Origin of the sequence: Streptomyces sp. NPDC047014 (assembly GCF_040644195.1) — a bacterium.
Taxonomy (GTDB): Bacteria; Actinomycetota; Actinomycetes; order Streptomycetales; family Streptomycetaceae; genus Streptomyces.
In genome coordinates, this window is record NZ_JBEYVX010000005.1 from 137,900 (window position 1) to 150,534 (window position 12,635).

The 12,635-nt window shown below is 69.3% G+C and carries 12 protein-coding genes; 6 read left to right on the forward strand and 6 right to left on the reverse strand.

What is annotated here, in order from left to right:
- Positions 1–227: 227 nt before the first annotated feature.
- On the forward strand, positions 228–1,565 hold the full coding sequence (locus ABZ873_RS05240) for an MATE family efflux transporter (RefSeq protein WP_360865409.1): 1,338 nt from the start codon (positions 228–230) through the stop codon (positions 1,563–1,565).
- Between the two features lie 156 nt (positions 1,566–1,721).
- On the opposite strand, the gene rplI is transcribed toward ABZ873_RS05240, so the two are convergent.
- From rplI to rpsF, 4 genes are all read right to left on the reverse strand, one after another.
- Positions 1,722–2,168, reverse strand: coding sequence for a 50S ribosomal protein L9 (gene rplI, locus ABZ873_RS05245; protein ID WP_360865412.1), 447 nt, complete (start codon positions 2,166–2,168; stop codon positions 1,722–1,724).
- 18 nt (positions 2,169–2,186) lie between these two features.
- Complete coding sequence (gene rpsR / locus ABZ873_RS05250; RefSeq protein ID WP_005315025.1) at positions 2,187–2,423, reverse strand: 30S ribosomal protein S18; 237 nt, start codon at positions 2,421–2,423, stop codon at positions 2,187–2,189.
- Between the two features lie 43 nt (positions 2,424–2,466).
- Positions 2,467–3,066 carry a single-stranded DNA-binding protein gene (locus ABZ873_RS05255; protein WP_360865416.1) on the reverse strand — a complete coding sequence of 200 codons (600 nt, stop codon included), beginning with the start codon at positions 3,064–3,066 and terminating at the stop codon, positions 2,467–2,469.
- Between the two features lie 72 nt (positions 3,067–3,138).
- The gene (gene rpsF / locus ABZ873_RS05260) at positions 3,139–3,429 is read right to left on the reverse strand and encodes a 30S ribosomal protein S6 (RefSeq protein ID WP_004950685.1); all 291 of its coding nucleotides are present in this window, start codon (positions 3,427–3,429) and stop codon (positions 3,139–3,141) included.
- Between the two features lie 258 nt (positions 3,430–3,687).
- Between rpsF and ABZ873_RS05265 the strand changes: the two genes are divergently transcribed.
- The 3 genes from ABZ873_RS05265 to ABZ873_RS05275 all read left to right on the forward strand — a co-directional run bounded on the left by ABZ873_RS05265 (position 3,688) and on the right by ABZ873_RS05275 (position 6,362).
- Entirely contained in the window at positions 3,688–3,993 is a 306-nt protein-coding gene (locus ABZ873_RS05265; RefSeq protein WP_360865421.1) for a hypothetical protein, read from the forward strand.
- A 142-nt stretch (positions 3,994–4,135) separates the two neighbouring features.
- A complete protein-coding gene (locus ABZ873_RS05270) occupies positions 4,136–5,254 on the forward strand; it encodes a peptidoglycan bridge formation glycyltransferase FemA/FemB family protein (RefSeq protein WP_360865424.1) in 1,119 nt (372 codons plus the stop codon).
- A 76-nt stretch (positions 5,255–5,330) separates the two neighbouring features.
- Positions 5,331–6,362 carry an alanine racemase gene (locus ABZ873_RS05275; protein ID WP_360865427.1) on the forward strand — a complete coding sequence of 344 codons (1,032 nt, stop codon included), beginning with the start codon at positions 5,331–5,333 and terminating at the stop codon, positions 6,360–6,362.
- Between the two features lie 10 nt (positions 6,363–6,372).
- Here ABZ873_RS05275 and ABZ873_RS05280 read toward each other — a convergent pair whose 3' ends face one another.
- Entirely contained in the window at positions 6,373–7,833 is a 1,461-nt protein-coding gene (locus tag ABZ873_RS05280) for a glycosyltransferase 87 family protein (protein ID WP_360865430.1), read from the reverse strand.
- 136 nt (positions 7,834–7,969) lie between these two features.
- A complete protein-coding gene (locus ABZ873_RS05285; protein WP_360865433.1) occupies positions 7,970–10,606 on the reverse strand; it encodes a transglycosylase domain-containing protein in 2,637 nt (878 codons plus the stop codon).
- Positions 10,607–10,880: 274 nt separating this feature from the next.
- Between ABZ873_RS05285 and ABZ873_RS05290 the strand changes: the two genes are divergently transcribed.
- Both ABZ873_RS05290 and ABZ873_RS05295 read left to right on the forward strand, forming a co-directional pair.
- Positions 10,881–11,483: a PadR family transcriptional regulator gene (locus ABZ873_RS05290; RefSeq protein ID WP_360865436.1), complete on the forward strand. Its 603-nt coding sequence runs from the start codon at positions 10,881–10,883 to the stop codon at positions 11,481–11,483.
- Positions 11,484–11,532: 49 nt separating this feature from the next.
- Positions 11,533–12,615: an inositol-3-phosphate synthase gene (locus tag ABZ873_RS05295; protein WP_031156048.1), complete on the forward strand. Its 1,083-nt coding sequence runs from the start codon at positions 11,533–11,535 to the stop codon at positions 12,613–12,615.
- The last annotated feature ends 20 nt before the right edge of the window (positions 12,616–12,635 follow it).

A 12,635-nucleotide genomic window follows, 5' to 3' on the forward strand; every position in this document is an offset into this window, starting at 1 on the left:
GGAAGCTGTGTACGGACCGGGGGAGGACGCTGTGGACAAAATCACCCGGGGCACCCCCGCACCCCATCTGAGCTGCACTTTTGCTGTCCACGGGGCTGGGGGAAGAAATTTCTTCGGCGGCTTCGCGAGATCCCTCCCAACGAGGTGGGAGGAACGTGCAAGTCAGCGCCTTGGTAAGGACTCAAAGACAGTTGCGTCCATTACCTGTGGAAGATTAGATTGAGCACATGACACAGGCCCTCACAGCACCGCCGGCAGGGCCGAGACGGCACGACCGGGAGATCCTCGCCCTCGCGGTCCCCGCCTTCGGCGCCCTCGTGGCCGAGCCGCTCTTCGTCCTGGCCGACAGCGCCATCGTGGGACACCTCGGCACCCCCCAGCTGGCCGGTCTCGGCATCGCCGCCGCCCTGCTCACCACCGCCGTGAGCGTCTTCGTCTTCCTCGCCTACGCCACCACCGCGGCCGTCGCCCGCCGGGTCGGCGCGGGCGATCTCCCCGCGGCCATCCGGCAGGGCATGGACGGCATCTGGCTCGCCCTCCTGCTGGGCGCCGCCGTGGTCGCGGTGGTCCTGCCCGCCGCGCCCTGGCTGGTCTCCCTCTTCGGCGCCTCCGACGTGGTGGCCCCGCACGCGATCACCTACCTGCGGATCTCCTCGCTCGGCATCCCGGCGATGCTCGTGGTGCTCGCCGCCACCGGTGTCATCCGCGGCCTCCAGGACACCCGTACCCCGCTCTACGTAGCCATCGGCGGCTTCGCCCTCAACGGAGCCCTGAACCTCGCCCTCGTCTACGGCGCCGGCCTCGGCATCGCCGGCTCCGCCTGGGGCACGGTGATGGCCCAGTGCGCCATGGCCGCCGCCTACCTCTTCGTCGTCGTCCGCGGGGCCCGGCGGCACGGGGCCTCCCTGCGCCCCGACGCCGCGGGCATCCGGGCCTGCGCCCAGGCCGGTGCTCCCCTGCTGGTCCGGACGCTGTCGCTGCGCGCCATCCTGATGATCGCGACCGTGGTCGCGGCCCGGCTCGGCGACGCCGACATCGCCGCCCACCAGATCCTGCTCTCCCTGTGGAGCCTGCTCGCCTTCGCCCTGGACGCCATCGCGATCGCCGGGCAGGCGATCATCGGCCGGTACCTCGGGGCGGGGGACACCGACGGCGCCAAGGCCGTCTGGCGCCGCATGGTCCGGTGGGGCATCGTCACCGGCCTCGTCCTGGGCCTGCTCGTGGCCCTGTCCCGGCCCGTCTTCATCCCGCTGTTCACCAGCGACCCGGCGGTCGAGAGCGCCCTGCTGCCGGCCCTGCTGGTCGTGGCCCTCTCCCAGCCCGTCTCCGGGATCGTCTTCGTGCTCGACGGGGTGCTGATGGGCGCGGGTGACGGGCCCTACCTGGCCCGGGCCATGCTCGTGACCCTCGCGGCGTTCACCCCGGTCGCCCTGCTCGTACCGGCCCTGGGCGGGGGCCTGACGGCCCTCTGGGGCGCCATGACGCTGATGATGCTGGTCCGGATGGTCACCCTCCAGCTGCGGGCCCGCTCGGGCCGCTGGGCGGTCGCGGGCGCCACCCGCTAGCTGTTTCACGTGAAACATGCGGGCGGGCCGCGCGGTGTTTCACGTGAAACCAGGAGCGGTGTTTCACGTGAAACACCGCCCCGAGTCCCGGAACCCGTAGCCCGGACACGACGAAGGGCCGCACCCCGGAGGGTGCGGCCCTTCGCTGTGCAGCCCTTAGGCGGCGACGACCTCGAGGCCCACGTTCGCGGACACGTCGGCGTGCAGACGCACGGAGACCTGGTACGAACCGAGGGTCTTGATCGGGGAGCCCAGCTCGACGCGGCGCTTGTCGACCTTCGGGCCACCCGAAGCCTCGATCGCCGTGGCGATGTCGGCCGGGGTCACGGAACCGAAGAGACGACCGGCGTCACCCGCGCGGGTGGCCAGACGGACCTTCACGCCCTCGAGCTTGGCCTTGACCTCGTTGGCCTGCTCGATGGTCGCGATCTCGTGGATCTTGCGGGCGCGGCGGATCTGCGCCACGTCCTTCTCGCCACCCTTGGTCCAGCGGATCGCGAAACCACGCGGGACCAGGTAGTTGCGAGCGTAACCGTCCTTGACGTCGACGACATCGCCGGCGGCACCGAGGCCAGAGACCTCGTGGGTCAGGATGATCTTCATTATTCGGTCACCCTTTCCTTATCGCGCGGTGGACGTGTAGGGCAGCAGCGCCATCTCACGGCTGTTCTTCACGGCCGTGGCGACGTCACGCTGGTGCTGCGTGCAGTTGCCGGTGACGCGGCGGGCACGGATCTTGCCGCGGTCGGAAATGAACTTCCGCAGCATGTTCGTGTCCTTGTAGTCCACGTACGCGGTCTTGTCCTTGCAGAACGCGCAGACCTTCTTCTTAGGCTTGCGCACAGGCGGCTTCGCCATTGTGTCTCTCCTGTGTGATCAAGAAGTGTGAGGGGAGCTGCCCTTAGAAGGGCGGCTCGTCCGAGTAGCCACCGCCGGAGCCGCCGGAGCTTCCGCCCCAGCCGCCCCCGCCGCCGCCCTGCTGCTGGCCACCGGCCGGCGCGCTGGACGCCCACGGGTCGTCGGAGGGAGCTCCGCCGCCCTGCTGGCCCTGGCCGCCGCCGGAGCTTCCGCCCCAGCCGCCGCCACCGCCGCCGCCCTGCTGCTGGCCGCCGCCGTACCCGCCCTGGCCACCGCGACCGGTGGTCTTGGCGACCTTGGCCGTGGCGTTCTTCAGGCTGGGGCCGACTTCCTCGACGTCCAGCTCGTAGACCGTGCGCTTGACACCCTCACGGTCCTCGTACGACCGCTGCTTCAGCCGGCCCTGCACGATGACGCGCATGCCCCGCTGAAGGGACTCGGCGACGTTCTCCGCCGCCTGCCGCCACACCGAGCAGGTCAGGAACAGGCTCTCGCCGTCCTTCCACTCGTTGGTCTGGCGGTCGAAGGTGCGGGGGGTGGACGCGACACGGAACTTCGCGACCGCCGCACCCGAGGGGGTGAAGCGCAGCTCGGGGTCGTCGACGAGATTGCCGACGACCGTGATGACGGTCTCGCCTGCCATGGATGAACCTCTCGGCGGGGATTGCTGCTGGGCTGCTGTGCTACTCGGTCCCGATTACCGCTGAACCGGAGTTCAGTGGGTCTCGGGGCGAAGGACCTTGGTCCGGAGAACCGACTCGTTCAGGTTCATCTGTCGGTCAAGCTCCTTGACGACCGCAGGCTCGGCCTGGAGGTCGATGACCGAGTAGATGCCCTCGGGCTTCTTCTTGATCTCGTAAGCGAGACGACGACGGCCCCAGGTGTCGACCTTCTCGACCTTTCCGTTGCCCTCACGGACGACGGAGAGGAAGTTCTCGATCAGCGGGGAGACAGCGCGCTCCTCGAGATCGGGGTCGAGGATGACCATCACTTCGTAGTGACGCATGTGGAACCCACCTCCTTTGGACTCAGCGGCCACGGTCGTTCCGTGGCAGGAGGGTCGTGATGCGTAGAGCACGGCGTCCGCAGAGCAGACACCGCGCAGCTGTACAGACTACCTGCTCGACTCCTTCCGGTTGAAATCCGCCGGGGAGGGGACACAATCGGTATCCATCGGGTGTGCTCGGTGTGCTAGGTCCCCGGCTCCGCCGGAGACGGCTCCCCGCAGCACCGCCGCTCCGCTTCACCCAGGAGGTGCCTTCCGATGGCACAGGCATTCCGGCCCCAGGCGTCCATCTCGCTCCTCGCGACCGACGGCAAGCCCCACCCGCTGCAGGACACGCTGATGGTGGTCACCGTCGTCCTCGGCGCCGTGGCGTTCGTCACGGCTTTCTTCCACAACCTCCACCTGCTCACCTCGTGGGCGGGGCTGATCGGAATCCTCACCGGCGCGTACGGACAGTTCATCTCCGTCACGACACGCGAGCGCTTCGCGCTGATCATCGGCCTTGGCGCGTCTGCCATCGGCTTCTACCTCGGCATGGCGCACGGCGGCCTCTTCGGCGCCTGAGCGGGCCGGCCGGGACATCTCCGCGGCAGGGCGCCGGCCGGATACCGGTCCGGGCCCACGGCCCGTCCCCCAGAAGGGTGGCGCCCTTGTCGCAGTAGGCTTCGCGCCATAGCCAGCGAAGCCGCCGGAGGAGACGCCCCGCATGAGCCTGTCCCTGAGGACCATCAGCCGAGAGCAGCATCTGGGTTACCTCCAGAGCCTGCCCTCGGCGAGCCACTGCCAGGTCCCGGCGTGGGCCGACGTGAAGAACGAGTGGCGCTCCGAGAACCTCGGATGGTTCAACGAGTCCGACGAGCTGGTCGGCGCCGCCCTCGTGCTGTACCGGCAGCTGCCCAAGGTGAAGCGGTACCTCGCCTACCTCCCCGAGGGCCCGGTCATCAACTGGTACGCCCCCAACCTGGAGGAATGGCTCCAGCCGATGCTGGCCCACCTCAAGCAGCAGGGCGCCTTCACCGTGAAGATGGGCCCGCCGGTCGTCATCCGGCGCTGGAACTCGGCCGCCATCAAGGCGGGCATCCAGGACCCGGACGTCAAGCGCCTGCGCGACGTGGAGGCGTCGGTCATCGAGCCCCGCGCCTTCGAGGTCTCCGACAAGCTGCGCCGCATGGGCTGGCAGCAGGCCGAGGACGGCGGCGCCGGCTTCGGTGACGTGCAGCCCCGCTACGTCTTCCAGGTGCCGCTGGCCAACCGCTCGCTCGACGACGTCCTCAAGGGCTTCAACCAGCTGTGGCGCCGCAACATCAAGAAGGCCGAGAAGGCCGGCGTCGAGGTCGTCCAGGGCGGCTACGAGGACCTGCCGACCTGGCAGCACCTCTACGAGATCACCGCCGAGCGCGACAAGTTCCGCCCGCGCCCCCTCAGCTACTTCCAGCGCCAGTGGACGGCCCTCAACGCCGAGGACCCCAACCGCATGCGCCTCTACATCGCCACGCACGAGGGGGAGCCGCTGGCCGCCGCCACGATGCTCACCGTCGGCCAGCACGTCTGGTACTCGTACGGCGCCTCCGCCAACCACAAGCGCGAGGTCCGGCCGTCCAACGCGATGCAATGGCGGATGCTGCGCGACGCCTACGCCCTGGGCGCCAGCGTCTACGACCTCCGCGGAATCTCTGACACGCTGGACGAGAACGATCACCTGTTCGGTCTGATCCAGTTCAAGGTCGGTACGGGCGGCGAGGCCGTGGAGTACGTCGGCGAATGGGACTTCCCGCTGAACAAGGTGCTGCACAAGGCGCTCGACATCTACATGTCGCGTCGCTGACCCACCGATCACCCCGCATCCCCCACACACAGTCCCGCTGCACCACGCAGCTCCACAGGAGAGGTTCCGGACGGGCATGGCGCTCACGCTCTACGTCGACACCGCGCGCTGGCGTGCGCACCAGAAGCAGGTTCAGGACCAGTTCCCCGGGATGATCCCGGTCTGCAAGGGCAACGGTTACGGCTTCGGACACGAGCGGCTGTGCGAGGAGGCCACCCGGATGGGCGCCGACGTGCTCGCCGTGGGCACCACGTACGAGGCCGCGAGCATCAAGGACTGGTTCAGCGGCGACCTGCTCGTCCTCACCCCGTTCCGGCGGGGCGAGGAGCCGGTGCCGCTGCCGGACCGGGTCATCCGCTCGGTGTCCTCGCTGGAGGGTGTCCGCAGCCTGGTGGGCGCGCGCGTGGTCATCGAGTGCATGAGCTCGATGCGCCGCCACGGGATCTCCGAGCAGGACCTCGGCCAGCTCCAGGGGGCCATCGAGGACGTACGGCTGGAGGGCTTCGCCCTGCACCTGCCGCTGGACCGCCCCGACGGCTCGGACGCCGTCGAGGAGGTCATCGGCTGGATGGACCGGCTGCGCGCGGCCCGGCTGCCGCTGCACACCATGTTCGTCAGCCACCTGCGGGCCGAGGAACTGGTGCGGCTCCAGCAGCAGTTCCCGCAGACCCGCTTCCGGGCCCGCATCGGCACCCGGCTGTGGCTGGGCGACCATGAGGCGACCGCGTACCGCGGCTCGGTGCTCGACGTCACCCGCGTGGCCAAGGGCGACCGGTTCGGCTACCGCCAGCAGAAGGCCGCCTCCGACGGCTGGCTGGTCGTGGTCGCTGGCGGCACCTCGCACGGCGTCGGGCTGGAGGCGCCGAAGGCGCTGCACGGCGTGATGCCGCGGGCCAAGGGCGTCGCCCGGGCCGGCCTGGCCACGGTCAACCGGAACCTTTCGCCGTTCGTGTGGGCGGGCAAGCAGCGCTGGTTCGCCGAGCCGCCGCACATGCAGGTGTCGATCCTGTTCGTGCCCTCGGACTCGACGGAGCCCAAGGTGGGCGACGAGCTGGTGGCGCACCTGCGGCACACCACCACGCAGTTCGACCGGATGCTCGACTCCTGATCCCGCCCGGTCAGTCCTGGGGCCCGGAGCCCCAGGCGACCCGCTGTCCCTCCGAGGGCGCCGCGTCCTGCGGCGCCCTCGCCGCGTCCGACAGCACGAACACGTCCTCGGCCCCGTCCAGGACACCGCCCGAGGGGTCGTCCGAGCCGTCCCGGCGGACGACGTCGTGCTCGGGCAGCAGGATGTCCCGGACGACGACGGCGCACAGGTACAGGGTGGCCAGCAGGTGCGCGGCGATCGCCACCTGGTAGCCCTCCACGGGCAGGCCCTGGTGCTTGTCACCGCTGTTGATGTAGGCGAGGTAGGACCAGATCCCGAGGAAGTAGACGACCTCGCCGGCCTGCCAGATCAGGAAGTCCCGCCAGCGCGGCCGGGCCAGCACGGCCAGCGGGATGAGCCACAGCACGTACTGCGGCGAGTAGACCTTGTTGCAGAGGATGAAGGCGGCGACGACCAGGAAGGCCAGCTGGGCGAAACGGGGGCGCCGGGGGGCCGTCAGGGCGAGCAGGCCGATGGCCCCGCACAGCAGGAGCGTCAGGCCGGTCGCGTACGTGTTGGCGTCGTGCAGGGGGTTGCCCGAGCGCTGGGAGATCAGCAGCCAGACGGAGCCGAAGTCGATCGGCCGCTCCTGGCTGAAGGTGTAGAACTTCGTCCAGCCCTCCCAGGCGAAGAGCATGACGGGCAGGTTCGCCACCAGCCAGGCCCCGGCCGCGCCCAGGACGGCCCCGCCGAAGGCCCGCCATTTCCCGGCCCGCCAGCACAGCACGAACAGCACCCCGAGCAGCAGGACGGGGTAGAGCTTGGCGGCGGTGGCCAGGCCGATGAAGACGCCGAAGAGGACGCTCCGGCCGCGGGACCACAGGAGCATGCCGGCGGCCGTGAGGGCGATGGCCAGCAGGTCCCAGTTGATCGTCGCCGTCAGGGCGAAGGCGGGGGCCAGGGCGAAGAGCAGGGCGTCCCAGGGGCGGCGGCGGTGGGTGCGCGCCACGCAGACGGCGATGACGGCGGCGCAGGCCATCAGCATGCCGGCGTTGACCATCCAGTACATCTGCTCGCGGTGCTGCATGGTGCCGCCGCCGGGCGTGAGCCAGGAGGCGATCTCCATGAAGAGCCCGGTGAGGACCGGGTACTCCAGGTACTCCATGTCGCCGGGGATCCGGTCGAAGTACGGGGTCAGGTTGTCGGCGAAGCCGCGTACGGCGTACAGGTGCGGGATGTCGGAGTAGCAGGCGTGGGCGTACTGCGAGGTGGCGCCCTGGAACCAGGCCCAGTCGTAGCAGGGCAGCTTCTGCACCATGCCGAGCGCGAACATGCCGATGGCGACGAGGGCCACGACGCGCACCGGGCCGAGCCAGTGCCCGCCGAGCCGGGCGTAGCGGCCGAGCGGGCCGCCGAGGAGCTCACTGCCCGCTGCGGCGACCTCGTCCTGCTGCGTGGGCGGTACGGGGTGGTCCTCGTGCACCTTCGTCATGGGGGTCATCCTGCCGTACGGGGCCCGGCACGCGGGAAGGCCGCCGCACCAGGGGTGCGACGGCCTTCCTCGGACGGCCTTCCTCGGACGGCCTTCCTCGGACGGCCTTCCCGGAAACCGGGGGCGGCGGAGCGGGTCAGTCGCCGCCGGTGCCGCTGTTGCTGCTGCTGAATCCTCCGTTGATGCCGCCCGGACGGCCCGGCCTGCCGGTGCCCGTGGGCGACGGCGGTCCGCTGGGGCCGCCGTTCGTGCCGGTGATGGTGCCGGTGTTGGCGCCGCCGTCCTGGCCGCCGTTGTTGTTCCCGCGCACGGTCTCGGGGTCGCAGTACAGCTTCCACGGCGGGCAGGACGGCTTGCCGCCCTTCGACGGGGAGGGCGACGGCGACGGCGAGGTGGTCGGCGGGAGCGTCGACGGGGACGGGGAGGGCGAGGCGGGCGCCGCGGGGGAGGGGCTGGGAGCGCCCGCGCCGTCCGCGACGACGCCGATGTCCTCCGCCGCCGGGAACTTCGTGACGGGCACGTCCTTGAGCGCATCGCGCATGTACTCGGTCCAGATCTCCGCCGGGATGTCACCACCGTGGATGGACGGGATGTCTCCGACGCCCTTCATGGACTTGAGCTTCTTGTCCGCCGAGTTGGGGTCGGTGCGGAAGAGGGCCACGGCGGTGGACAGCTCCGGGGTGTAGCCCACGTACCACGCGGACTTGTTCTCGTCCGTGGTACCGGTCTTGCCCGCGGCCGGCCGGCCGAGCTTCTTGACCTTGGTCGCGGTGCCGTTCTGGACCACGTTCTGCAGCACCTTGGTGATGTTGTCCGCGATGGAGTCGTCCATGACCCGCTGGTCCTTGGGCCGCTCGAAGCCGGTCAGCTTGTCGCCGTCCTTCATGACCTCGGTCACGGAGAAGGGCTCGCGGTGCGTGCCGGAGGCGGCGAAGGTGGCGTACGAGTCGGCCATGCGGATGGCGCTGGGGGTGGAGGTGCCGAGCGCGAAGGAGGCGTCGTTGTTCGGGTTCAGCGACTCCTCCAGGAGGCCCGTGGACTTGGCCACCGTACGGACCTTGTCGTGGCCCACGTCGAAGACGAGCTGGGCGAACGGCACGTTGATGGACTTCTCCATCGCCTCGTTGAGGGTCACGTAGCCGAAGGGGGTGGGGCTCTCGTTCTTCTGCTGGAACGGCTTGCCCGCGGCGTCGCGCAGCGGCTTGCCCTCCCGGTTGTTGATCACGGTGAGGTCGTTCGCCATGTACTTGCTGTCGGCCGAGATGCCCTTGCCGTTGGAGTTCTGGGTGCCGTACTCCATCGCCGCCGCCAGGACATAGGGCTTCCAGGTCGAGCCGACCGGGACACCGCTGGTGTTGGCGTTGTTGCTGAAGTACTTCTTGTCCCAGCCCGGACCGCCGTACAGGGCCACCAGCGCGCCCGTCTTGACGTCCACCGAGGCCGCGCCGAACTGCACGAAGGAGTCGGTGTCGGGGCGCTTCTTCTCGTCGATGAACCCGTCGCGGGTGTCCTCGACCGCCTTGGCCAGGGCGTCCACCCGCGGCTTCTCGAAGGTGGTCCGGATCCGGTAGCCGCCCATGGCCATCTGCTCGACGGTGATGCCCTTGGTCTTCATCACGTACGCCTTGGCCGTGTCGACCAGGTAGCCGATCTGGCCGGTCATGCCGCGGGCCTGCGCCGACTCCACGCGCGGGGGGAAGTCGGTGTCCTTGTACTTCGCCCGCTCGGCCTTGTCCATCCGGCCGACCGTGACCTGCCGGTCCAGGACCCAGGACCAGCGCTCCCGCGCCCGCTGCTCGTTGAGCTCGGGGGTGGCCGCGGCGCCGATGCCGCCGTCCGGGTTGTAGAGGTTGGGGCCCTTGAGCACGGAGGCGAGGAAGGCGCACTCGGCCGGGTTCAGGTTCTGGCTGTCCTTGCCGAAGTAGGCGCGGGCCGCGGCCTGGATCCCGTACGCGTCGCGTCCGTAGTAGGCGGTGTTGAGGTAGCCCGCGAGGACGAGGTCCTTCTCCTCGGTGACGCCCAGCCTTATCGCGATGAAGAGCTCGGTGGCCTTGCGCTTGAGGGTCTGGTCGGAGTCGAGGTAGGTGTTCTTCACGTACTGCTGGGTGATGGTCGAACCGCCCTGGGTGGAACCGCCCGTGGCCATGTTCCACACGGCGCGGGCGATGCCCATCGGGTCGACGCCCTTGTCCGTCTCGAAGGACTCGTTCTCCGCCGCGATGACGGCGTCCCTCATCGACCGGGGGATGCTGGAGATGGGCACGATCTGCCGGTTCATCGAACCGCCCGTGGCCACCATCTGGCTGCCGTCGGCCCAGTAGAAGACGTTGTTCTGCGCCTCGGCCGCCTTGTTCGGGTCGGGCGTGCTCACCATGGCGATGCCGATGCCGGTGCCCGCCACGATCACCGCGAAGAAGCCGAGGGCCGTGCCGGCGACGAACTTCCAGGAGGGCACGAAGCGCTTCCAGCCGTCCTTGTCGGACCGCGGGTAGTTGATGAGCCGCTTGTCCGGGCGGCCCGCGGCGGCACCGGCACCCGCGCCGGCACCGCGTCCGCTGCCTCTGCCTCTGCCCGCCGGGCCTCTCTGGGCGGCCCGGCGGGCGTCTGCGCGGCTTCCCTTGCCGGGCTGCGGTGCGTACGGGCCGCTGTAGGAAGCGGTAGGGACGTCGCGTCCGTCCGGCGCGCCCCGGTGGGGACGCTGCTGGGCGGCGCGTCGGGCCGACGCCCGCCCGCCGTCCTGGGGCTGCGGCGGTTTACGGCGGTGCTCGCTCATCGAACGACTACTCCTCGGGCAGGCGAGTGGCCTGGAAGCGGCAGATGAATTCCGGTTCCCCCCGGTGTCATGGCGCACAGACTACGCACGCTCAAAACCCGCCCAGTGCCGAAGTTCACCCCAAATCAGGCAACCTGGCTGGTGCGAATCGGTGATGTGACGCCGGTCACCACGTCTCCCCTTGTCGATGGAGGACGCCCGTTCTATCGTCTGGATGTATCGAGTCGATACATCAGCTCGGCATAAAGACTCAGGGGTGGAGGCGAGGCAGGCGGTGAGCAGACGCTCCGGCATCCTCGAATTCGCCGTCCTCGGACTGCTCCGGGAATCCCCCATGCACGGCTACGAGCTGCGCAAGCGGCTCAACACCTCGCTGGGGGTCTTCCGGGCGTTCAGTTACGGCACTCTCTACCCCTGCCTCAAGACGCTGGTCGCAAACGGCTGGTTGATCGAAGAACCGGGGAGTGCCCCGGAAGACGCTCTCGCCGCTTCACTCGCAGGGCGCCGCGCCAAGATCGTCTACCGGTTGACGGCCGCGGGGAAGGAGCACTTCGAAGAGCTCCTGTCCCACACGGGCCCCGAGACCTGGGAGGACGAGTCCTTCGCCGCCCGTTTCGCCTTCTTCGGCCAGACCGAGCGAGAAGTGCGGATGAGGGTGCTGGAGGGCCGCCGCAGCCGGCTGGAGGAGCGCCTGGAGAAGATGCGCGCCTCCCTCACCCGGACCAGGGAGCGCCTCGACGACTACACGCTCGAGCTGCAACGGCACGGCATGGAGTCCGTGGAGCGCGAAGTCCGCTGGCTGAACGAGCTCATCGAGAGTGAGCGGGCGGGACGGGATCTGAGACGACCCGGTCCGTCCGACGAAACCGAAAAATGAGGACTGCGTCGTGCAGACCTCGTCCGAGAACAAACAGGGAGCAACCGGAATGGGTTCGGTTCGCGTAGCCATCGTCGGCGTGGGCAACTGCGCCGCCTCGCTGGTGCAGGGCGTCGAGTACTACAAGGACGCCGACCCGGCGTCCAAGGTCCCCGGGCTGATGCACGTCCAGTTCGGCGACTACCACGTGCGTGACATCGAGTTCGTCGCCGCGTTCGACGTCGACGCGAAGAAGGTCGGCCTCGACCTCTCGGACGCCATCGGCGCCAGCGAGAACAACACCATCAAGATCTGCGACGTCCCGAACGCGGGTGTGACCGTCCAGCGCGGCCACACCTACGACGGTCTGGGCAAGTACTACCGCCAGACGATCGAGGAGTCCGCCGAGGCCCCGGTCGACATCGTCCAGGTCCTCAAGGACCGCGAGGTCGACGTCCTGATCTGCTACCTGCCGGTCGGTTCCGAGGACGCGGCGAAGTTCTACGCCCAGTGCGCCATCGACGCCAAGGTCGCCTTCGTCAACGCCCTCCCGGTCTTCATCGCCGGCACCAAGGAGTGGGCGGACAAGTTCACCGAGGCCGGTGTCCCGATCGTCGGCGACGACATCAAGTCGCAGGTCGGCGCCACCATCACGCACCGCGTGATGGCGAAGCTGTTCGAGGACCGCGGTGTCCGTCTCGAGCGCACCATGCAGCTCAACGTGGGCGGCAACATGGACTTCAAGAACATGCTGGAGCGCGACCGCCTGGAGTCGAAGAAGATCTCCAAGACGCAGGCCGTCACCTCGCAGATCCCCGACCGCGAGCTGGGCGAGAAGAACGTCCACATCGGCCCGTCCGACTACGTCGCGTGGCTCGACGACCGCAAGTGGGCCTACGTCCGCCTCGAGGGCCGCGCCTTCGGTGACGTCCCGCTGAACCTCGAGTACAAGCTCGAGGTGTGGGACTCCCCGAACTCCGCGGGTGTCATCATCGACGCCCTGCGCGCCGCGAAGATCGCCAAGGACCGCGGCATCGGCGGCCCGATCCTGTCGGCGTCGAGCTACTTCATGAAGTCCCCGCCGGTGCAGTACTTCGACGACGAGGCCCTGGCCAACGTCGAGAAGTTCATCAAGGGCGAGGTCGAGCGCTAGTCCGGAGCCCGGTTCTTCCG